This is a genomic window from Mycobacteriales bacterium, assembly GCA_035995165.1.
Lineage (GTDB): Bacteria > Actinomycetota > Actinomycetes > Mycobacteriales > CADCTP01 > CADCTP01.
Genome location: DASYKU010000089.1, coordinates 26,904 through 47,925 on the forward strand (window position 1 = coordinate 26,904; position 21,022 = coordinate 47,925).

21 protein-coding genes, 1 tRNA gene and 2 riboswitches are annotated in these 21,022 nt (G+C 74.8%); of the genes, 13 read left to right on the forward strand and 9 right to left on the reverse strand.

Going from position 1 to position 21,022, the window contains the following annotated elements:
• The 4 genes from VGP36_14460 to VGP36_14475 are packed head-to-tail and all read left to right on the forward strand — an operon-like array spanning position 1 to position 1,731.
• Positions 1-519: a DUF998 domain-containing protein gene (locus tag VGP36_14460; protein ID HEV7655917.1), complete on the forward strand. Its 519-nt coding sequence runs from the start codon at positions 1-3 to the stop codon at positions 517-519.
• A 57-nt stretch (positions 520-576) separates the two neighbouring features.
• Positions 577-777 (forward strand): type II toxin-antitoxin system VapB family antitoxin, encoded by a 201-nt coding sequence (locus VGP36_14465; protein HEV7655918.1) that lies wholly within the window; start codon positions 577-579, stop codon positions 775-777.
• A complete protein-coding gene (locus tag VGP36_14470) occupies positions 774-1,172 on the forward strand; it encodes a PIN domain nuclease (protein ID HEV7655919.1) in 399 nt (132 codons plus the stop codon). The genes VGP36_14465 and VGP36_14470 overlap by 4 nt, the downstream gene beginning before the upstream one ends.
• Positions 1,173-1,230: 58 nt before the next feature.
• Positions 1,231-1,731, forward strand: a complete 501-nt coding sequence (locus tag VGP36_14475) for a carbonic anhydrase (protein HEV7655920.1) — start codon at positions 1,231-1,233, stop codon at positions 1,729-1,731.
• A 48-nt stretch (positions 1,732-1,779) separates the two neighbouring features.
• On the opposite strand, the gene VGP36_14480 is transcribed toward VGP36_14475, so the two are convergent.
• From VGP36_14480 to VGP36_14505, 6 genes are all read right to left on the reverse strand, one after another.
• Positions 1,780-3,576 (reverse strand): biotin/lipoyl-binding protein, encoded by a 1,797-nt coding sequence (locus tag VGP36_14480; protein HEV7655921.1) that lies wholly within the window; start codon positions 3,574-3,576, stop codon positions 1,780-1,782.
• Positions 3,569-4,426 (reverse strand): hypothetical protein, encoded by an 858-nt coding sequence (locus VGP36_14485; GenBank protein ID HEV7655922.1) that lies wholly within the window; start codon positions 4,424-4,426, stop codon positions 3,569-3,571. Before VGP36_14485 ends, VGP36_14480 begins: the two co-directional genes overlap by 8 nt.
• Before the next feature lie 28 nt (positions 4,427-4,454).
• On the reverse strand, positions 4,455-5,675 hold the full coding sequence (locus VGP36_14490; GenBank protein ID HEV7655923.1) for an ABC transporter permease: 1,221 nt from the start codon (positions 5,673-5,675) through the stop codon (positions 4,455-4,457).
• Positions 5,676-5,769: 94 nt separating this feature from the next.
• A complete protein-coding gene (locus tag VGP36_14495) occupies positions 5,770-6,480 on the reverse strand; it encodes an ABC transporter ATP-binding protein (protein ID HEV7655924.1) in 711 nt (236 codons plus the stop codon).
• On the reverse strand, positions 6,477-7,724 hold the full coding sequence (locus VGP36_14500) for a biotin/lipoyl-binding protein (GenBank protein ID HEV7655925.1): 1,248 nt from the start codon (positions 7,722-7,724) through the stop codon (positions 6,477-6,479). Before VGP36_14500 ends, VGP36_14495 begins: the two co-directional genes overlap by 4 nt.
• A gap of 145 nt (positions 7,725-7,869) precedes the next feature.
• The gene (locus VGP36_14505; protein ID HEV7655926.1) at positions 7,870-8,841 is read right to left on the reverse strand and encodes a TerC/Alx family metal homeostasis membrane protein; all 972 of its coding nucleotides are present in this window, start codon (positions 8,839-8,841) and stop codon (positions 7,870-7,872) included.
• 264 nt (positions 8,842-9,105) lie between these two features.
• Positions 9,106-9,176, forward strand: a riboswitch (cobalamin riboswitch).
• Between the two features lie 116 nt (positions 9,177-9,292).
• Here VGP36_14505 and VGP36_14510 point away from each other — a divergent pair.
• From VGP36_14510 to VGP36_14535, 6 genes are read left to right on the forward strand one after another with little or no spacing between them, the layout of a single operon-like run.
• Positions 9,293-10,360: a hypothetical protein gene (locus tag VGP36_14510; protein HEV7655927.1), complete on the forward strand. Its 1,068-nt coding sequence runs from the start codon at positions 9,293-9,295 to the stop codon at positions 10,358-10,360.
• Between the two features lie 22 nt (positions 10,361-10,382).
• The gene (locus tag VGP36_14515) at positions 10,383-10,841 is read left to right on the forward strand and encodes a hypothetical protein (protein HEV7655928.1); all 459 of its coding nucleotides are present in this window, start codon (positions 10,383-10,385) and stop codon (positions 10,839-10,841) included.
• A 13-nt stretch (positions 10,842-10,854) separates the two neighbouring features.
• Positions 10,855-11,946 carry a CbiQ family ECF transporter T component gene (locus tag VGP36_14520; GenBank protein HEV7655929.1) on the forward strand — a complete coding sequence of 364 codons (1,092 nt, stop codon included), beginning with the start codon at positions 10,855-10,857 and terminating at the stop codon, positions 11,944-11,946.
• Positions 11,943-13,550 (forward strand): ATP-binding cassette domain-containing protein, encoded by a 1,608-nt coding sequence (locus tag VGP36_14525; protein HEV7655930.1) that lies wholly within the window; start codon positions 11,943-11,945, stop codon positions 13,548-13,550. Before VGP36_14520 ends, VGP36_14525 begins: the two co-directional genes overlap by 4 nt.
• Positions 13,547-14,377, forward strand: a complete 831-nt coding sequence (locus VGP36_14530) for an ECF transporter S component (GenBank protein ID HEV7655931.1) — start codon at positions 13,547-13,549, stop codon at positions 14,375-14,377. The genes VGP36_14525 and VGP36_14530 overlap by 4 nt, the downstream gene beginning before the upstream one ends.
• Positions 14,374-15,204 carry an alpha/beta fold hydrolase gene (locus tag VGP36_14535; protein HEV7655932.1) on the forward strand — a complete coding sequence of 277 codons (831 nt, stop codon included), beginning with the start codon at positions 14,374-14,376 and terminating at the stop codon, positions 15,202-15,204. Before VGP36_14530 ends, VGP36_14535 begins: the two co-directional genes overlap by 4 nt.
• Positions 15,205-15,217: 13 nt before the next feature.
• Here VGP36_14535 and VGP36_14540 read toward each other — a convergent pair whose 3' ends face one another.
• Complete coding sequence (locus VGP36_14540) at positions 15,218-16,087, reverse strand: hypothetical protein (GenBank protein ID HEV7655933.1); 870 nt, start codon at positions 16,085-16,087, stop codon at positions 15,218-15,220.
• The gene (locus VGP36_14545; GenBank protein ID HEV7655934.1) at positions 16,084-17,409 is read right to left on the reverse strand and encodes a prenyltransferase/squalene oxidase repeat-containing protein; all 1,326 of its coding nucleotides are present in this window, start codon (positions 17,407-17,409) and stop codon (positions 16,084-16,086) included. Before VGP36_14545 ends, VGP36_14540 begins: the two co-directional genes overlap by 4 nt.
• Positions 17,410-17,549: 140 nt before the next feature.
• A riboswitch (cobalamin riboswitch) is annotated at positions 17,550-17,625 on the reverse strand.
• Positions 17,626-17,854: 229 nt separating this feature from the next.
• Between VGP36_14545 and VGP36_14550 the strand changes: the two genes are divergently transcribed.
• Positions 17,855-18,946, forward strand: coding sequence for a LacI family DNA-binding transcriptional regulator (locus VGP36_14550; protein ID HEV7655935.1), 1,092 nt, complete (start codon positions 17,855-17,857; stop codon positions 18,944-18,946).
• 104 nt (positions 18,947-19,050) lie between these two features.
• On the forward strand, positions 19,051-19,857 hold the full coding sequence (locus VGP36_14555) for a serine protease (GenBank protein HEV7655936.1): 807 nt from the start codon (positions 19,051-19,053) through the stop codon (positions 19,855-19,857).
• Positions 19,858-19,893: 36 nt separating this feature from the next.
• Here the strand turns inward: VGP36_14555 and VGP36_14560 are convergent, their stop codons facing one another.
• Entirely contained in the window at positions 19,894-20,580 is a 687-nt protein-coding gene (locus tag VGP36_14560; protein ID HEV7655937.1) for an HNH endonuclease family protein, read from the reverse strand.
• 116 nt (positions 20,581-20,696) lie between these two features.
• Here VGP36_14560 and VGP36_14565 point away from each other — a divergent pair.
• Positions 20,697-20,769, forward strand: a tRNA-Thr gene (locus VGP36_14565).
• Positions 20,770-21,022: the final 253 nt, after the last annotated feature.

A 21,022-nucleotide genomic window follows, 5' to 3' on the forward strand; every position in this document is an offset into this window, starting at 1 on the left:
GTGTCGTCGGCGGCCGCGCCGGTGCTGCTGATCGGCGGCTGGACGCTCGCCGCGGCGGTGCAGCGGGGCGGGTTCGACCAGGTCACCGGGACGATCAGCGCGCTGGCGGCGCGGGACGCCGATCACCGGGAGGTGATGACGGCGGCGCTGGCGGCGGTCGGGGTCTGTCACCTGACGACCGCGGCCGCCCTGCGCTCGGCGGGCCGACCGGCCCGGGTCCTGTACGGCGTCGGCGGGGCGGCGACCGTGCTGGTCGCGGCGTTCCCGCTGCCGGCCGGCGACGGCAACTCGGCCGCGCACACGGCGGCGGCCACGGTCGCGTTCGGGGCGCTGGCCGCGTGGCCGGCCATCGTCCGCCGCCCGGCCGACCGCGTCGCCGCGGCCGCCCTGCTGGCTCTCGTCGCCTGGTTCGCGGCCGAGCTCGCCACCGACGGCGCCCACGTCGGCCTCGCCGAACGAGCCGCCGCCGGCACCCAAGCACTCTGGCCCCTCCTCGCCGCACTCCGTCCCCGCACCTGACGTCGCACACCGAATCCGTACACATCGTTGGACCAATTCGTGTGTACGATGGGGGAGGTGCGGACCAACATCGACATCGACGACGCGCTGCTCGCCGAGGCGCAGGGTCTGGCCGGCACGAGGACCAAGAAGGCAACCGTGGAGTACGCGCTGGCCGAGCTGATCCGGCGACGCAAAGCCAAGGGAATGCTGGCGCTTCGCGGCCGGGTCGAGTTCGACCTCGATCTGGACCTGACCCGCGGCGGCCGAACCGGGTGATCGTCGACACCAGTGTCTGGATCGACTTCTTCGCCGGCCGGGACACCTGGCAGGTCGCGGTCGTCTCCCAGGAACTCGACGACGAGCAGCCGGTGGGGCTGACCGACGTGGTCTACACCGAGATCCTGCAGGGCATCCGGAACGACGGCGATCTGCTCACAGTCGAGCGGCAGCTACTGGCGATGGACATCCTTCCGCTGGAGGGTCTGGACGACTTCCGGGCCGCTGCTCTGCTCTACCGGGCGGCCCGGCGCCAGGGGCTGACGATCAGGCGGACGACCGACTGCCTCATCGCCGCGGTCTGCATTCGGACGGGGCGGCCGCTGCTGCACCACGACGCCGACTTCGACCGTCTGGCTCAGGTGTCAGCGCTGGAACTGGTCGCGGCCTCCTGAGGGTGTGATCTCGGTTGGAGATCAGCGGGAGGCGAGTGGGAGGTGCTGGAATGGCGGGATGGGTGGGTTCGACGATGTGCTCGAGGCGAACGCCGACTACGCGGCGCGGTTCGTCGACAAGGGGCTGGCCGGGCGGGCCGCGCGGGGGCTGGCCGTGGTCACGTGCATGGACTCCCGCATCTCGCCGCTGCGGATGCTCGGGCTGACCGACGGCGACGCCAAGATCCTGCGCAACGCCGGCGCCCGGGTCACCGACGACGTGCTGCGCACGCTGGTGCTGGCCGTGCACCTGCTCGGGGTCGACCGGGTGCTGCTGCTCGCGCACACCGACTGCCGGATGACCAAGGTCACCGACGCCGACGTGCACGCCACGATCGCGGCCGACAGCGGCCTGGACACCCGCAGCCTGGAGTTCCACACGATCACCGACCAGCGCGGCACGCTGGCCCGGGACGTGCAGCGCATCCGCAGCTGGCCCTACCTGCCGCAGGACCTCCTCGTCCTCGGCGGCCTGTACGACGTGCACACCGGCCGCGTCGAGGTCGTCGTCCCGGCCTGAGTTGGGCGCGACGCCGGACACCGTGGTGTCCGGCGTCGCTTGAGGAATTCAGCGTGGGGGTGTGCCGCCGAACCCGCCGGTCCCGCCGAAGCGGCCGGTGCCGGTGCCGGTGCCGAACCGGGTGCTGGTGGTCGAGCTGGACGGGACCGCCCGGGACAGGTCGGCCAGGACGACCACGGTGCCGGCCCTGATGCCGGACGTGATCTGCGTGTAGTCGGGACCGACGGCGCCCAGCTGCACCCGGGTGGTGGTGGTCTTCTCGTCGGCGAGGACCGTGACGAACGCGCCGACCGCCGTGCGGCTGACCGCGGACGTCGGCACGGCCAGCGCCGAGGACGCCTGCGCCGTGATGATCGTGACCGCGGCGCTGATCCCGTCGCGCAGGCCCTGCGGCGTGCCGGTGAAGGCCAGCGTGACCGGGTAGGTCGTCCCGCCGCTGGTCGTCGGGGCGACCCCGACCGCGGTGACCTTCGCCGGCAGGGCCGCGGTGCCGCCGTCCGGCCGCACGCTCGCGGCCTGGCCCACCTGCACCGACGGGACCTTCGTGACGTCGACGCCGACGGTCAGCTGGTGGGCCCCGGCGCCGACGACCTGGACCGTCGCGGTGGTGGAGTTCGCGCTGACGGTGTCGCCGGCCTTGACGGCCACCGCGGCGACGGTCCCGGCGATCGGGCTGCGCAGCGTGGCCTGGGCCAGGTTCTGCTGCGCGACCCTGACCTGCGCCGCGGCCGCGGTGATGGCCGCCTGGTCGGCGGCGATCTGCTCCGGGGTGATCGTCCGGCCGGTGCCCGAGGAGGTGCTGCCCGAGCCCGCGCCACTGCCCGACCGGGATCCGCCTGCGCTCGACCCGCTCCCGGTGCCCGAGGACGCGGCGCCCGAGCGCGACGACCCGGTCGAGGACGCGCCGCCGGATCGCGACGACCCGGTCGAGGACCCCGAGGACGCGCCGGCGGACGGGGACGCACCCGACGAGGGACGGCCGGAGGTCGAACCGCCGGACGCCGAACCGCCGGACCCACCCGACCCGCCCGACCCGGCGGAACCACCCGACCCGGCGGAGCCGCCCGACCCGGCGGACGCCGCGATCGCCTTGCTCAGCGCGGCCTGCGCCGTCGACACCGCCCGCTGCGCGGTCTGCGTCGCCGCCTGGTCCGACTGCACCTTCTTCAGCGCGGCCAGGCACGCGGTGACGTCCACCCCCGGCGCGGTCGGAGTGGCGGTCGGCGTCGGAGCCGAGCTCGGAGTGGCCGTCGGCGACGTCTCCACGAACCCGAGCGCGCCGGACCAGCCCTGCGTCGCCGAGCAGGCCGCGGCCGCGGCGGCGAGGTCGTGGTCCGAAGTGGACAGTGCCGCGTCCGCCTTCTGCTGGGCCTGCTCGACCGCGCGCTGCGCCGCCGCCACCGACCCACCGGGCGGCGGCGAGGTCGCCGCGAACAGCACGACCGCGGTGAGGTTCGCGGTCGACCCGGACGACGGCGAGCCGCCGTCGCGGTCCTGCTCCAGGGTCAGCTTCGCCTGTGCCAGCGCGGATTTCGCCTGCGCCAGTGTCGAGCTGAGCGCCGATCCGTCCACAGTGGCCAGTACGGACCCCGCCGACACCGCCGAACCCACCGACACCGGCACGGTCGCGACCGTGCCGGTGATCGGGAACGACACCGTCGCGGAGGAGGACGGCAGCACCGTCCCGGTCGCCGGCAGCGTCGCGCTGACCGAGCGCAACCCGGCCACCGCGGTCCGGTAGTCCCCACCCGACCCGCCCACCGCCGCGTACGCCCCGACGCCGCCGGCCGCGACGACCAGCACGCCCGCGACGGTGACCGGGAGGACCACCCGGCGGCTAGCCACCGAAACCGCCGCCCGGGAAGCGCCCGAAGCCGCCGGTGCAGCCGTTCGCGCCCTTGGGCGTGAGCGAGATCGTGGTCGCCGCGACCGTGCCGGTCGAGTCGGCCTTGCCGATCGCGGTCGCGCAGAGGCCGACCTTGGCGTCGGCACCGGTGCCGGCGACCGTCCGCTCCACCGTGGCGGACGAGGCGAGCGTCAGCGTCACGGTCGTCGCGGCGGGGGTCGCCGACGGCGTCGCGCCCGGCGACCGGCCGAACTGCCCGCCGGTCCGCACCGTGCCGGACAGCGTGACGGTCGAGCCGGACACCGACTTCACGGTGCCGAACGCGGTGGCGAAGTTGCCGCCGCCCGGCGCACCGGACGGCCGCGCACCGCCGGACGGTCGCGTGCGCCCGGAGGGACGGGCGCCGCCCGAGGGCCGCGGGAACGGCGTGCCGTTCGCCCCGCCGGGCCGGGTCACGGTGCAGCTCCCGCTCGTCGCCACCACCCGTACGGTCGTGGCGGTGAGCGCGTCGGCGCCCGATCCGGGCGTGCCGGTCGCGGTCACGCAGTAGCCGGCGGCCAGCGCGGTCCTCTCCGACTTGGTGAACCTGGTCGAGGACGACCAGGTCACCGCGGTCTGCGACGACGTGTCCTGGACCTGCATCGTGGTCCCGGACACCGCCGCGATCTCCCCGGACGCGGCCGGGCCTCGGTTCCCGCCACCACCGCCGGCGGCCGGCGCCGCCGAGGAGGCGGCCGCGACCGGAGCGGCGGCCGACGTGGACGAGCCCCCGCCCCCGCACGCCACGAGCAGCAGGACCGCGGCCGGCACGCCGGCCGCCAGCGCCAGGACCGTAGGACGACGGTTCACGACAGTCTCCAAAGTGGACGGATGATGCTCATTCGCTGCGCAGGGCGTCGATCGGGGCCAGCCGGGCGGCGCGACCGGCGGGATAGACGCCGAACCCGAGCCCGATCGCCAGCGCGACCACGATCGAGCCGACGACCGCGGGTACGGACACCGCGATGGGGTTGGAGATCAGCGGCGGCAGCACGTGCGCGCCGACGATGCCGACGATCGCGCCGATCAAGCCGCCGGCCAGGCCGAGCACGGACGCCTCGACCAGGAACTGCCGCCGGATCAGCCGCGGCCGGGCGCCGAGCGCCTTGCGCAGGCCGATCTCGCGGATCCGCTCGGTCACGGAGACGAGCATGATGTTCATGACGCCGATGCCGCCGACCAGCAGCGAGATCGCCGCGATGCCGCCGAGCAGGATGGTCAGCGTCTTGTCCACAGAGGACGCCGCGGACACCAGCGACGACTGGCTGGTGACGGTGAAGTCGGCCGAGGCGGTGTTCTCGATGCCGTGCAGCGCGAGCAGCAGGCTCTGCGTCTCCTGGTATGCGGCCGACATCACCGTGGACGACGCCGCCTGGACGTAGATGGTCTGGACCGAGGTCCGGGTGGTGCCGCCGATCACCCGCTGCTGGGCCGTGCTCATCGGCACGATGGCCTGGTCGTCGTCGTTGGTGGAGCCGGTCGATCCGGTCGAGGCCAGCACGCCGATCACCTCGAACGGCTTGCCGTCGATCGTCACCGACTGCCCGACCGGGTTCAGCGGGCCGAACAGCTCGGTCGCGGTGCTGGACCCGAGCACCGTCACCGCCGCGATCGACGTCTCGTCCACTGTGGACAGGAACCGGCCCGACTGGAGCTTCCGGGCCCGTACGGGCATCCAGGACGGGGAGGTGCCGACGACGCTGGTGGTCCAGTTGGCCGAGCCGTTCTGCAGGGTCTCCGAGGCCGACGTGGTCGCGGCGACCGCCTCGACGTCCGGCGCGGCGGTGCGGTTCCCGAGCGCGGCGGCGTCGGCGGAGGTGAGCGTGGAGGCCGAGCCGAACCCGCCCCGGACGCCGCCGGTGGTCGTGCTGCCCGGCGAGACGATGAGCAGGTTGGTGCCCAGTGCCTGGACCTGCGCGGTGACCTGGCGCTGTGCGCCGATGCCGAGCCCAACGGTGAGGATGACCGCGGCGATGCCGATGAGGATCCCCAGCATGGTCAGCCCGGAACGCAACCGGTGCGTACGGATGGCCTCCAGCCCCGTCCGCAGCGTGTCCATCCAGCTCACTGTGCTGCCCTGGTTCGCCTCGTCGGTCGTTCCGCTCCGCGGGCAACCGCATGGGGCGGGCGGCGATGCTCGCTCCTTCGTCGGCTCACCGATACACCCCCACAGCTTCGCTGGCGTGGCCGTCGAACATGCGGATCACCCGGCCGGCCTGCGAGGCGACCTCGGCCTCGTGGGTGATGAGCACGATCGTGCGGCCGGCGGTGTGCAGCTCGGCCAGCAGCCGGAGCACGTCGGCGGTGGAGACCGAGTCGAGGTTGCCGGTCGGCTCGTCGGCCAGGAGCAGGTCGGGGCTGCCGACCAGCGCCCGGGCGACGGCGACCCGCTGCTGCTGGCCGCCGGACAGCTCGCCCGGCCGGTGCGCCGCCCGGTCGGCGAGCCCGACGCGCTCCAGGGCGCCGAGCGCCCGGTCCCGCCGCTCGGCCCGCTGCACCCCCGCGTACATCAGCGGGATCTCCACGTTGCGCCAGGCCGGCAGCGACGGCAGCAGGTTGAACTGCTGGAAGACGAAGCCGATCCGGCGGTTGCGGACGTCCGCGAGCTGGTCCTCCGACATCTCGCTGACGTCCTCGCCGGCCAGGTGGTAGGAGCCGGTGGAGGGCACGTCGAGGCAGCCGAGGATGTTCATCAGCGTGGACTTGCCGGACCCGGACGGGCCCATGATCGCGACATACTCGCCCGGCTCGATCCGCAGGGTGATGCCGCGCAGCGCGTGCACCTCGAGGCTGCCACTGCGGTAGGTCTTGGTCACGCCGGCCAGGTCGATGACCGGCGGCACCGGCGAGGGGATCGGGATCATCCGCCGTTCCCTCCGCCGGTGCCGGTACCACCGCGGGGGAAGCCTCCGGTGCCGCCGCCCGGGAACCCGCCCGTGCCGCCGCCCGGGAACCCGCCGGTCCCGCCGGTCCCGGTACGACCGGTGCGCGTGCCGGTGCCCGTCCCGGTGCCGAGCCCGGTCGGGATCGCCACGAGCACCTGCTGCCCCGCGCTCAGCCCGCTGGTGATCTGGGTCTCCGCACCCGAAGTCAGTCCGGTCCGGACGGTCCGCCGCTCCTGCTCGGATCCGTTCTGCACCAGCACCGTGGTGGCGCCGCCGGACCGGTTGATCGCCAGCGTCGGCACCAGCAGCACGTCGGCCAGTTGCTTGTAGACGATCTGCAGGCTCGCGGTCGCCCCGGGATAGATGCCGGTCGGGCTGCCGGTCACCGCGACCACGACCGGGAACGACGCGACCCCGGAGGTGGTGGTGGCGACGATGCCCACCGAGGAGACGGTGCCGAACACGGCCTGGGTCGAGTTGCCGACGGTGATCGTCACCTGGTTGTTCCTGGCGATCTTCCCGACGTCGGTGGCGTCGACGGTCGCGTCGATCTCGTACGAGCCGGTGCTCACCAGGTGGATGGACGCCGACGCCGACGTGGACGATGCCGCGGACGACGCGGACGTGGACCCGGTCCCGCCGCCGCCCTGGGAACCGGTGTCCGAGCCGGTTTCCGAGGGCGACGACGAGCCGGTGCCCGAGGACGAGCCCGAGCCGACCTGCTGGCCGACCGTGTACCCGACCGTGGTGACCGTGCCGGCGAACGGCGCGGTGAGCGTGGCCCCGTCCAGGTCCGCGGTCGCCGCGGTCACCTGGTTCTGCGCGACGGTGATCGAGGCGTTGTCGGCCGAGACCTGCGTGCTCGACGCACCGGAGTCGCTCGCGAGCTTCGCCTTGGCGGTGGCCAGCGTCGCCCGGGCCGCCGCCAGCGCGCTGGACAGCTGGGCCGAGTCGATCGCGGCGAGCCGCTGGCCCTTGGTCACCTTCTGCCCGGCGGCGACCCACACCCCGGTGACCTGACCGGAGGCCGGGAACGCGAGGTCCTCGGTGTCGGTCGCGTCGACCGTCCCGGACGCGGACACCGTCTGGCGCAGGGTCCCCGAGGTCACCGCGGTGGCCCGGTAGGTCACCCCGGCCGCGGCCGAGGACGACGTCCGGAAGAAGACCGCCCAGGCGCCCGTCCCCAGCACCACGACCAGCACGGCGATTCCCGCGATCAGCACCGTTCGCCGACCGCCTCGAACTCGGACCACGTGCGCTCCCGTCCTGCACCGATCCCGGCCCGACCCGGGACGCGCCGCACCCGCCGACGCGGACGAACCTTCTCGGCTGACCCTGTGCCGGTCCTGTGAGCGCGGTAAGAGCCGGTTAGGAAGCGATCGCTTCGCTGTCGGTGCGCCCGTGGGTGGCGAGCAGGCTGGTCACGGTCACCAGGGCCAGGATGCCGACGATCAGGGCCAGCGACAACAGTGTCGGGATGGTCGGGACCGACGGCCAGACGGTGTGGGCCCAGTGCAGCACCAGCTTGACCCCGATGATCGCGAGGATCGCGGCCAGCCCGTAGCCGAGGTGGACCAGCCGGGACAGCGCGCCGGCGAGCAGGAAGTAGAGCGCGCGGAGGCCCAGCAGGGCGAAGGCGTTGGTGGCGAAGACCAGGTACGGGTCGTCGGTGATCCCGTACACGGCCGGGACGGAGTCGACGGCGAACACGACGTCGGTGGCGAACACGGCGACGACCACGACGGCCAGCGGGGTCAGCGCCCGGCGGGCGCCCTGCTTCACGGTCAGCCGGGGACCGACGTAGTCGTCGGTGACCGGGAAGACCTTGCGCAGCAGGCGGACCGAGCGCAGGTGGGCGACGTCGACCTCCTGGCCGTGGCCGCTGCGCGCGTCCCGGAAGACCTTGACCGCGGTGGCGGCGAGGATCAGTCCGAAGAGGAGGAACGTCGCGGTGAACGCCTCCAGCGCCGCGGCTCCGACCGCGATGAACACGCCCCGCAGCACCAGCGCGCCGACGATCCCGTAGAGCAGGACCCGCTGCTGCAACGCCGCCGGGACCGCGAAGGCCGCCAGCAGCAGCATGAAGACGAAGAGGTTGTCGACCGACAGCGACTTCTCGACCAGGTAGCCGGCCAGGAACTCGGTGCCGCGCTCGCCGCCGTAGCGCCACCAGACCCAGCCGCCGAAGCTCAGCGGGAGCGCGATGTAGAACGCGGACCAGAGCGACGCCTCGCGCAGCGAGACCTCGTGCGGCCGGCGGGTCAACAGGAAGTCCACGGCGATCAGGCCCAGTACGGCGGCCAGGGTGCTCGCCCAGAGCGTGGGCGTTCCGACGGTCATGATGCGGGTCCTCCTCGGTCAGGTACGGATCTCACCTGCCGAGGTCTCCTCCACCCGCACCCGTGGACCGGGTCGAGCCGCCGCCCGGGGACCGGGATGGTCCGTACTGGCCGGGTCGGCGCGGTGGGAGTACTCCCCTCGCCGTGCCAGAGTCTAAAGGAAACCCCAAGGTCGGAGCAACGTGGGGGGCCGACACTGCACCCGATTGACACCGTGGGCCCGGAGGGAAACACTCCGACCACAACTCCATTCCGCGCGACAGCGGGGGAAGTCCGGTACGAATCCGGCGCTGACCCGCAACGGTGATGCCGCCCCGGCGGCGAGCCCGAATGCCCGCCGCCGCGTCGTTCTCCCTCTCCCGTCGTGGCCCGCGGGACGGAGTCCGGTCGCCGGGCGCAGGTCGCATCCGGTGCGCGGTCACCGTCGCACCGGCCCGGAAAGGCCCACCCGGATGGCATCCCTCCGCAACCGGCTGCTCGCCCTCGCCGCGGGCGTCACGGTCGCGCTCGTCCCGCTCGCCGGAACCGCGGCCCCGGCCGGCGCGGCTCCGGCCGCCCCGGCCGCCGCCCCCCGCACGATCCTTCCCGACGACGCCGCGGCCGGCTGGCTGGCCCGGCAGCTCGTCGGCGGCGACCACCTGGAGACCGACTTCGGCGGGACCAGCTTCCCGGACCAGGGCCTCACCATCGACGGCGTCTTCGCCTTCGCCGCCGCGCACGTGTCCGGTACGTCCGCCGCGAAGGCCGTCGCCTGGCTGGCGCTGCCGGACAACATCACCGGCTACACCGGGGGCGGCGGCAGCGAGTCGTACGCCGGCCCGACCGCGAAGCTGATGCTGCTGGCCGAGGTGGCCGGGAAGGACCCGCGCACGTTCGGCGGGGCGAACCTGCGGCTGCGGCTGCTGGACCTGCTCACGCCGTCCGGCCGGTTCGCCGACCGGTCCGCGTTCGGCGACTTCAGCAACGCGTTCGGGCAGGCGTACGCGGTGCTCGCGCTGAACCGGGCCGGGGGCGCGCCGCAGCAGGCGATCTCCTTCCTGGCCGGGACCCAGTGCCGGGACGGCGGGTTCCCGCTCGACTTCGGCGCGGCCCAGCCGTGCGCCTCGGACGTCGACTCGACCGCGCTGGTCGTCCAGGCGCTGCGGGCCACCGGCCGGATCGCGGCCGCGAACCGCGGCGTCGCCTGGCTGGTCTCGAAGCAGCAGGCGACCGGTGGCGTGGCCGCGCTGGACGGCGTCGGCACCCCGAACGCGAACAGCACCGGGCTGGCCGGGCAGGCGTTCGCGGACGCGGGCCGGGTCGCGCCGGCGGCGAAGGCCGGAGCGTTCCTGGGCCGGCTGCAGCTGCGTTGCCCGGCCGCCGTCGCCAACCGCGGCGCGATCCCGTTCGACAGCAGCGGCTTCGACCCGGCCACCGCGGTCCGGGCGACCGCCCAGGGCGTGCTCGGCCTGACCGGGACCGGCCTGGTCCGGCTGTCCCTGACCGGCTCCGCGCCGGGCAACCCCGTACTCGCCTGCTGATTCCCCCGAGGAAGGACAGACCATGCGACTCCCCTCCCGCCTCCGCCGAGCTGTCGTCGCGGTCGCGGTCTCCACCGCGGCCGTCGGCGGCCTCGCCGTGGCCACCGCACCCGATGCCGCCGCGGCCGCCTGCACCGGCACGACCGGTGTCACGGTCGTGGTCGACTTCGGCGCCCTCGGCGGCGGCGTGGTCACCAAGTGCGCTCCCGGCGACCCGGCCAGCGGGCTGGCCGCGCTCACCGCCGCCGGCTTCACGTTCGCGTTCGTGCCGCGGTTCCCCGGCTTCGTCTGCCAGATCACCGTGAAGCCGAACCCCTGCAACGGTGCGCCCACCAGTGCGTACTGGGCGTACTACCACGCGCCGCGGCACGGGGCCTGGACGTACTCGACGACCGGCGCGGGGTCGTACAACCCGAAGCCGAACACGGTCGAGGGCTGGTCGTTCGGTGCGACCAGGAAGCCCTCGATCGCCGCGCCGTAGCAGACTGGATCCCGTGTCCCGGCTCCCGCGCGCCCTGCATCCAGGGGCGTGGTGGCTGTGGGCACTGGGCCTCGCGACGGCGGCGAGTCGCACCACGAACCCGCTGCTGCTCGCCCTGGTCGTCGCCGTCGCCGGTCTGGTCGTCGCCAGCCGGCGCGGCGACGCCCCGTGGGCGTTCGCGTTCAAGTTCTACCTCTGGGCCGGGCTGTTCATCGTGCTGTCCCGGGTCGCGTTCCGGATCGTGTTCGGCGGCGGCGACACCGGGCACGTCCTGCTGCGACTGCCGGAGATCCCGCTGCCCGGCCCCGCGGCCGGCATCCACCTGCTCGGCCCGGTCTCGGCCGAGTACGTCCTGGGCGGCCTCTACGACGGCGCGCGGCTGGCGACCATGCTGATCTGCCTCGGCGCGGCGAACGCGCTGGCCGACCCGAAGCGGATGCTCAAGGCCGTCCCCGGCGCCCTCTACGAGGTCGGCACCGCCGTCGTGGTCGCGCTCTCGGTCGCGCCGCAGCTGGTCGAGAGCGTGCTGCGGGTGCGGCGAGCCCGGCGGCTGCGCGGCGGCCGGCAACGCGGGCTGCGGGCGCTGCGCGGTATCGCGATGCCGGTGCTCGTCGACGCGCTGGACCGGTCGCTGGCGCTGGCCGCCGCGATGGACTCCCGCGGGTACGGCCGCGGCGGCAGCGGTCCGCGCCGGCTCACCGGCGCCCTGGTCGTGGCCGGCCTGCTCGGCATCTGCGTCGGCGTGTACGGCCTGCTCGACGGGACCAGCCCCGGCTGGCTCGGGCTGCCGATGCTGCTGCTCGGGCTGATCGTGGCCGGGGTCGGGCTGCCGCTGGCCGGCCGGCGCGTCCGGCGCAGCGTCTACCGGCCCGACCCGTGGCGGCTGCCGGAGACGCTGGTCGCCGGCAGCGGGCTGGTGGCCGCGGCCGTACTGGTGCTGACGTCCACTGTGGACGCCGCGAACCTCTTTCCCTCACTGGATCCGCTGAGCTGGCCCGGGCTGCCGCTGGCCGGCACCGCCGGGGTGCTGGTCGCGGTGCTGCCGGCCTGGCTGGCGCCGCCGCCGGTCTCGGTGGTCACCGTTGCCCGGGCGGTGCCGGCGTGATCGACTTCGACACGGTGACCGTGACGTACGACGGGGCCTCCGAGCCGGTCCTGCGGGACTTCGTCCTGCGGGTCGAGGAGGGCGAGCTCTGCCTGGTCGCCGGGCGGACCGGGGCCGGCAAGTCCACCGTGCTCGGCGCGATCAACGGGCTGGTGCCGCACTTCACCGGCGGCCGGCTGGCCGGCCGGGTCACGGTGGCCGGCCTGGACACCCGGACCGCGCCGCCGCGGGAGCTGGCCCACCTGGTCGGCGTGGTCGGGCAGGACCCGCTGGCCGGGTTCGTCACCGACACCGTCGAGGACGAGCTCGCCTACACGATGGAGCAGCTGGCCGTGCCGCCGGCCGCGATGCGCAAGCGGGTCGAGGAGACGCTCGACCTGCTCGGCATCGCCGAGCTGCGCCGCCGTCCACTGCGGACACTGTCCGGCGGGCAGCAGCAGCGGGTGGCGATCGGGGCGGCGCTGACCGCGCACCCGGCCGTCCTGGTGCTGGACGAGCCGACCTCGGCCCTGGACCCGACCGCGGCCGAGGACGTGCTGGCCGCGATCACCCGGCTCGTGCACGATCTCGGCACCACCGTCGTGGTCGCCGAGCACCGGCTGGAGCGGGTCGCGCAGTACGCGGACCGGCTGGTGCTGCTGACCGGCTCCGGTGCGGCCGTGTCCGGGTCGCCGGCGCTCGTGCTGGCCGACTCGCCGGTCGCGCCCCCGGTGGTGGAGCTGGGTCGGCTGGCCGGCTGGGACCCGCTGCCACTGTCGGTCCGCGACGCCCGTCGGCGGGCCGGCCCGCTGCGGACCGCCCTCGAGCCGGTGGTCCCTTCTGTCCCCCCTCCGGTGGCGGGCCCGTCCGCGCTTACGGCCAAGGCCGTCGTGGTCCGGTACGGACAGGTGATCGCCGTCCGCCAGGTCGACCTGGAGCTGACCGCGGGCGAGGTCGTCGCGCTGATGGGCCGCAACGGCTCGGGCAAGTCCTCGTTGTTGTGGGCGCTGCAGGGCGCCGGCCCCCGCGACGGCGGCACGGTCTCGGTCGGCGGGGTCGACCCGGGCGCGCTGCCCGCGCACCAGGCCCGCCGGCACGTCGGGCTGGTCCCGCAGACCCCGGCCGACCTGCTCTACCTGGACACCGTGGACGCCGAGTGTGCCCAGGCCGACGCGGAGTCCGCGGCGGCGGCCGGCGCCTGCCGCGCGCTGCTGGACCGGCTCGTCCCGGGGATCCCGGGCGAGCGGCACCCGCGCGACCTGTCCGAGGGGCAGCGGCTCGCGCTGGTGCTGGCGATCCAGCTCGCCGCCGCCCCGGCCGTGGTGCTGCTCGACGAGCCGACCCGGGGGCTGGACTACCCGGGCAAGGCCCAGCTGCGCGGGGTGGTGCGGTCGCTGGCGGAGGAGGGACGATCGGTGGTGCTGGCCACGCACGACGTCGAGTTCGTCGCGGCGGCGGCGGATCGGGTGGTGGTCATGGCCGAGGGCGAGGTGATCGCGGACGGCCGTACGGCCGAGGTGGTCGTCGCGTCGCCCGCGTTCGCGCCGCAGGTGGCCAAGATCCTGGCTCCGCAGCCGTGGCTGACCGTCGGGCAGGTCGCGGCGGCGCTGGCGGGGGCGTCGTGACGACCGCGCTGCCGGTCCGGGCCCGGTCCCGGCTGGTGCTCGCGCTGGCGTCGCTGGCCGGGCTGGCTGTCTTCTGCTGGCCGCTGGTCATCAAGCCCGGCGCCGGGGTCGGCGGGCAGAGCGCCGACGCCCCGCTGGTCTTCCTGCTGACCCTGCCGGTGCTGGTCGTCGTCGTGCTGGCCGAGGTGTCCTCCGGCGGCATCGACGCCAAGGCGCTGGCGCTGCTCGGGGTGCTGTCCGCGGTGAACGCGGCGCTGCGGCCGCTCGGCGCCGGCACCGCCGGGATCGAGACCGTGTTCTTCCTGCTGGTGCTGGCCGGGCGGGTGTTCGGGCCGGGGTTCGGGTTCCTGCTCGGGTCCACCTCGCTGTTCGCGTCGGCGTTGCTCACCGCGGGCGTCGGGCCCTGGCTGCCGTTCCAGATGCTGGCCGCGTCCTGGGTCGGCCTCGGCGCCGGGCTGCTGCCCCGCCGGGTCCGCGGCAGGTGGGAGATCGCGATGCTCGGCGCGTACGGGGTGCTGGCCGCGTACGCGTTCGGGCTGCTGATGAACCTGTCCTTCTGGCCGTACGCGACCGGCTCGGGAACGGATCTGTCCTATGTGGCCGGTGGGCCGGTGGCGGAGAACCTGCGGCGGTTCCTGGGGTTCACGATCGTCACCTCGACACTGGGCTGGGACACCGGCCGGGCGCTGACCAACCTGGCCGCGATCCTGCTGCTCGGGCCGGCCGTGCTGCTGGCGCTGCGGCGGGCCGCGCGGCGGGCCGCGTTCGACGCTCCCGTGGACTTCGTCCCCGCTTCCCCGTCCCACGCCGATACCGTGGCCGGGTGACGATCGTCGAGGACTTCGCCGCCGCGTACGAGTCCGTGCTCGGGCAGTGGCCGGCGGCGGAGGTGACGAACCTCTCCTCGCCGTACGGGACGACGCGGGTGGTGTCCTGCGGCCCGGCCGGGGCGCCGCCGGTGGTGCTGCTGCCCGGCGGCGGCGCGACCGCGACGGTCTGGTTCGCGAACGCCGGCGCGCTGGCCGCCGACTTCCGGGTACACGCGCTCGATCTGCCCGGCAACCCCGGCTACACCGTGGTGTCCACCCGGGACGCCGCGACGCTCTGCGACTGGCTGGACGGCGTGCTCGCGGGCCTCGGCGGCGGTCCGGTCGGGCTCGTCGGGCACTCGTACGGCGGCTGGGTCGCGCTCACCTACGCGCTGTCGTCGCCGGGCCGGGTGCACCGGCTGGCGCTGCTCGATCCGACCCAGTGCTTCGCCGGCTTCCGGCCGGGCTACCTCCGGCACGCGCTGCCGGTGCTGGTCCGGCCCAACCGCACGCACGCGGCATCCCTGCTGCGCTGGGAGACCGGCGGCCGCGAGCTCGACCCGGCCTGGACCACGCTCTACGGGCTCGGCACCGAGCTGCCCTCGACCGGGAAGCTGGTGGTCCGGCCGCGACCGGAGGCGGACCGGCTGCGCGGGCTCGACGTGCCGACGCTGGTGCTGCTGGCCGGGCAGAGCCGGGTGCACGACGTCGGCACCGTCGCCGAGCGGGCCCGGACGCTGCTGCCGAGCGTCCGGACCGCGGTGATCGACGGCGCCAGCCACCACTCGCTGCCGCTCGACCCGGCCGCGGACGTGAACCGCGCCCTACTCGACTTCCTGATCTAGCCGAGCGTCCGGGCTAGCCGAAGGTTCGGCGGCGGCGGGCGACGAGGATGCCGGCCGTGCCGAGGCCGAGCACCAGCGCGCCGCCGAGGGCGAGCGCGCCGACCGTCCTGCGCGACGACGGGGCCGGCGCGGGATCGGAGGCGACGCTGCCGGGCGGACCCGGATCCTCGGTCGCCACCCCCGCGACGGCCGACGGTCCCGACGACGTGGCGCCCGCGGACGAACTGTCCGATGTGGACGGTGCCGCACCGGACCGGGACGCGGTCGCGCCCGTCGACGATCGCGTGCTGCCGGCAGCCGGCGCGCCCGGTCCGGGAGCCGGCGCGCCGGACGTCCGGGTCGGCCCGGGGGCGCCACCCGGAGTCGACGGCCGTGGCGCCACCGGCGGGGCCACCGTCGGCTTCGGCGCCGGCTTCGGCGCCGGCGGTGCCGGCGCCGCGGGCGGAGCGATCCCCGGCCGCGCCCCGGCCCCGAAGGACCACCCCTCGACCGACCCGGACGGCGGGTTGTATCTCGCCGCCCCGAGCGTGCTGTACGTCCACGAGCCGCCCCGGCTCCCGTGCCAGTACGACCAGTACGCGTTGGCCGGCGACGTCACGATGCACCTGTCCGCCGCCGGGGCCCCGTTGATGCGGCAGACGAACGCCGGCCCGTCCTTCTGCGTCCCGGTGGCGCTGAAGCCGGCGCTGTGCAGGGCGGACAGGCCCGAGCTCGGGTCGCCGGCGGCGCAGCCGACCTGGATCCCGCCCTGCGAGCCGAAGTCGACCACGACGGTCACCCCGGACGATCCGGAGCAGGCGGCGGCGGCGGCCGGGGGTGCGGGCCCGGTGAGGACCAGCGCGGCGCCGAGGGCGAGGACGGCGCCGAGGGCACGGCGGCTCACGGCGCCTCGCGACGGCGGCGGCCGGCGACCACGGCGAGCACGCCCACGAGCACCAGCCCCACGCCGGTCCACACCACCGGCAGCACGGGCGCGCCGGTGTTCGGCAGCGAGCCGACCGCGGCGGCCGGCTCGGTCGGCGGCGGCGTCACCGGCAGCACCGGGGCCACCGGGGTCGTCGGCGCGGCCGTGGGACGGTGGGTCGGGGCCACGGTGGACGGTGCCGGCGTCGAGGGTGCCGAGGACGTCGGGATCGCTGTCGGAGTGGCGGTGGGCGGCGGGGATCCCGCACAGTCCAGCGTGGGCGCGTCCGGCGTCGCCCCGTCCAGGCTCAGGTCGGCCAGCCCGATCCCGGACAGGCCCAGGATCGCCTGCGCGGTCGCGCGGTCGGCGTTGCCGGGGTCGAAGCCGGTCCCGTCGTACGCGATCGCGCCCTGCTGGGCGACCGGCCCGGTGCAGCCCAGCTGCTGGGACCGCAACCAGCCGACAGCCGCGTCGGCCGGGCCCGTACGGCCGCCGGCCCGGAACGCCTCGGCCGCGAGCCCGGTGGAGTTGGCGTTCTGGACCCCCTCGGTCGGACCGCTGCCGTCGAGCGACCCGTCCGCGGCCTGCCGCGACACGAGCCAGTCCAGCCCGCGCCCGGCCGCGGCCGCGTTCCCGCCCGGCAACGCCAGCGCCTGCACGACCATCGCGGTCGCGTCAGGGTCCGGTACGCAGGTCGCCTGGCCGTAGTCGAGCGGGAAGCCGCCGCCCGGGCACTGCGAGCCGGCCAGGAACGTCACCGCGGCGGCCGGCACCCCGTCCGGCGTCCGGGCCAGCGCCAGCTGCGCGAGGGCCTGCCCGAACGCGTTGCTGTTGTCCGCCTCCGCGGGCACGTTGGAGAACCGGCCGCTCGCGGTCAGCTGCGCGGACAACCGGCCGAGCACGTCGATCCCGGCCACGGAGTGCCCGTCGCCACCGGTGACCTCGGCCGCGTACGCGACCTTGGCCAGCGCGCCGATGTCGGAGAACGTGGTCCCGTCGCCGACGTAGTCGACCAGGGTCGTCCCCTGGGCCAGCCAGGCCATGCCGGCGGTGGCGTTGGTCCCGCCCGATCCGGCGGCCGCGAAGGCGAGGACCGCGTCCAGCGTCAGGCCCTGGTCGGGGAACACGCCCGCGTCGCCGAAGTCCTGGACGAAGTGGCTGCCGTCGGTCAGCCGCCCGGCCAGCCAGCCCGCGGCCGCGTCGGCCGGGTCGGTCGTCGGCGCCGCCTGCGCGGCCGGGGCGGCGATCACGAGGAACGAGCAGAGGAAGGCGAGCACAGCGAGCAGTCGGGACCGGGCCACTCTTCGGGCCGCCTTTCGGGGCGGTCCGCGCGGCGGCGCCTGGTCCGCCCCGCGCCCGCGAGCTCGTCAGCTCACCGTGCGCCGACGTCCCGGGCTCCGTCCCGCAGACCTCGACGGGATGGGGGAGACGGCACGGCCATGGGTGATCGGGCTCGCCGATCCGCGAGGATCGGCCCACCGTTGCGGGTCAGCGCCGGATTCGGACCGGACTTCCCCCACGGACGTGCATGATTCGGTTGTCGTCGGTCAGCTTGCGGTCCGCGGACGCCGGTGTCAAACAACGTCACAGCGATGCCCGGAACGCCCCGATCGGGAACGTACCCGACGCGTCCCCGTCCCGGTGCGAGCCGGTGCACGCGATCGCTCCCCGCAACGGCAGACTTGCCTGCATAACGGTATCGGCACGCCCGCCCACCTCGGCAGATCCGGCGGATACGGTGTGCCGGTGGCGGCATCTATACGACGTGGGCGGGCCCGCCGTCCCGCGACGCTCGCCTCCCTGGCCGCGGAGCTCGGCATCTCCCGGACCACCGTCTCCAACGCCTACAACCGACCCGACCAGCTCTCCCCCCAGCTGCGGCAGCGGATCCTCGAGGCGGCGCGGCGGCTCGGCTACCCCGGGCCGGACCCGGTGGCGCGCAGCCTGCGCACCCGCAAGGCCGGCGCGATCGGACTGATCTTCACCGAGGGTCTGTCCTATGCGTTCCGGGACCCGGCCGCGGTCGCGTTCCTGGAGGGACTCGGGCTCGCCTGCGAGGAGAAGGGCACCGGCCTGCTGCTGGTGCCGGCCGCGCCCGCCGACACCGCCGACCCCAAGCTCGTCTACGGCGCCGCGGTCGACGGTTTCGTCGTCTACTCGATGCCGGCCGGCGACCCGTACGTCACGGCGGTGCTGGAGCGGCCCATCGCCAGCGTCGTCGTCGACCAGCCGGTGGGACTGTCCGGAGTGGACTTCGTCGGGCTGGACGACCACGCGGCCGCGGCCCAGCTCGGGCGGCACCTGGGCGCGCTCGGCCACCGCCGGGTCGGCGTGGTCGCGAACCGCCTCGGCACCGACCGCAGCGACGGCCCGGCCGACGCCGACCGGCAGAGCCGCTGTCCGTACGCGGTGGTCAAGGCCCGGCTGGCCGGGCTGGCCGCCGGGCTCGCCGAGTCCGGAGTGGACTGGGCGACGGTGCCGGTCGAGGAGCGGTTCGACAACACCTCCTGGGCCGGCGAGGACGGCGCGGCCGCGCTGCTGGACCGGCACCCGGATCTCACCGCGCTCGCGTGCACCACCGACGTGTTCGCGCTGGCGACGCTGGCGGTGGCCGGCCGGCGTGGGATGCGGGTGCCGCGGGAGCTGTCGGTGACGGGCTTCGACGACGTCCCCGCGGCGTCGGCGAGCTCGCTGACCACGGTCCGCCAGCCGATGCTGGAGAAGGGCCGCGTCGCCGGGCGGCTGCTGCTGGACGAGAGCGCGCGGCCCGCGGCCCGGCACGTGCTGCTGCCGACCGAGCTGGTCGTGCGGAACAGCACCGGCTCCCCCCGTCAGTGATCGACCGACTACACCTCACCCAAACGGCTCTGATTTCGATCAGCCGAATGCCCGTACGGTTCCGGTCAAGCGGAACCAATCAGGCCCTCAAGGGGAGGTACGGGATGAACGCTCGGAGGTGGGGTGCCGCGCTGGTCGGCGCCGCCCTGGCGGTCTCGGTGGCGGTGGCCACGGCACCGGCGGCGGACGCGGCGCCGATCGGACCGAGTCCCTCGGTGGTCGGCGGCACGAACGCGGCGCAGGGCGAGTTCCCCTGGATGGCGCGGCTCTCGATGGGCTGCGGCGGCGCGGTCGTCGCCGCGCGGATCGTGCTCACCGCGGCCCACTGCGTGACCCGGACCGGCGTCAACACGAGCATCACGGCCACGATCGGCCGGGCCAACCTGAACAACACGGCCGTCGGTCAGACCATCCGCTCGACGTACGTCTTCCGCAGCCCGCAGTACGCGACGACCGGGACGTTCGACTGGGCCCTCATCGAGCTCGCCTCCGCGCCGGCCACGGCGCCGCTGACGCTCGCCACCCAGGGCGACACCTCCCTCAACACCGGCAACTTCACGGTCATGGGCTGGGGTGCGACGCGCGAGGGCGGTCCGCAGTCGGCGACGCTGCGGAAAGCCACGGTGCCGTTCGTCACCGACGCCTCCTGCGCGACCTCGTACCCGGGTGAGCTGGCGCCGGCGACGGAGATCTGCGCCGGCCTGGCCCAGGGCGGCGTCGACACCTGCCAGGGCGACTCCGGTGGTCCGATGATCAAGACGCTGTCCACCGGGGCGATCCGCGAGGTCGGCATCGTCTCCTACGGCAACGGCTGCGCCCGGCCCGGTTTCCCCGGCGTCTACGGCGAGGTGCAGGCGTTCTCCAACGCGATCAAGGCGAGGATCAGTACGGCCGGCACGATCATCCGCTGAGCTGTTCGGGTCGGGCGTCCACTGTGGACGCCCGACTCAACACCGTCCCAGCAGGGTCGTCAGGCTGGACTTGTCCGGTGGGGTGAGCGCGAGCTTGTAGCTTGTGGACACTCGGATCCACTGGACCGCGTACGCACAGCGGTAGGCCGTGCGGGGCAGCCACTCCGCCGGCCCCCGGTCGCTCTTGCTCTCGTTGGCGCTGGCCGAGGTGGCGAGCAGGTTCAGCGGGTCGTTGGCGAAGCGCTCGCGCTCGTCCTGCGGCCAGTCCCGGGCCCCGCGGGTCCACGCCGCGCCCAGCGGCACCACGTGGTCGATCTGCACCGCGGTCGCCTTGGCCTTCGTGAAGCTCACCGTCGTCCCGGTGTACGGGTCGGCGAGCACGCCGGCGACGACCGTGCACCGCCCGCGAAGCTGCACCTTCGCCAGGTCCCGCCGCAGGATGTCGTCCCTGGTGCCGCAGCCGTTGTGGTTCACGTCGACCGACCAGGCCGGGCCGAAGTCGCGGGTCCGCTCGTAGCCGCCCTCCCTCGGGTTCGCGACGCCGAGGCGGGCCAGCTGGACCTTGGCCGAGGCGACGTCCCGGGCCGGCACCTTCGCCACCGGCGCACTTCCCGTCGCGGTCGGCCCACCGGCACCCGCCGTCGCGCCGCCCGCGGGCAGCTCGAAGCCCTCGCAGCCGGTCGCCGTCCCCAGCGCCACCGCGATCGCGACGATCCCCACCATCCGACGCACGTACGCCCTCCACCGCCGTCCCCGTGCACCGATGTCCTACCCGCTCCGCGGCCGCCTTCAAGCCCCGATCCCCCGACCGCGTGAACCCCCGTACCATCGCCACCGACGCCGCCTTAGCTCAGTCGGAAGAGCAGCCGCCTTGTAAGCGGCAGGTCGTCGGTTCGATCCCGACAGGCGGCTCGGTCCCACCAGCACCGATGCGCGCAGCCAGCCGTCGCCCGCAGCTGCTGGTCTCAGTTCACCCGTCGGCGTGCTCGTCCGACCGATTGATGCCTCAGCTTGGACATCGCCACGGGATGATCGGTCACGGTCTCGCGTTCCGGCTCGGGCGACGAGCCGAGACGCCAGGGGGCGGTTGTGCCCCCCGGCGTCGACGGGTTCAGTGATGGCTACGGTGCGAGGGTGATGACGCGGGCCGCGTCGCTGGCGGTGT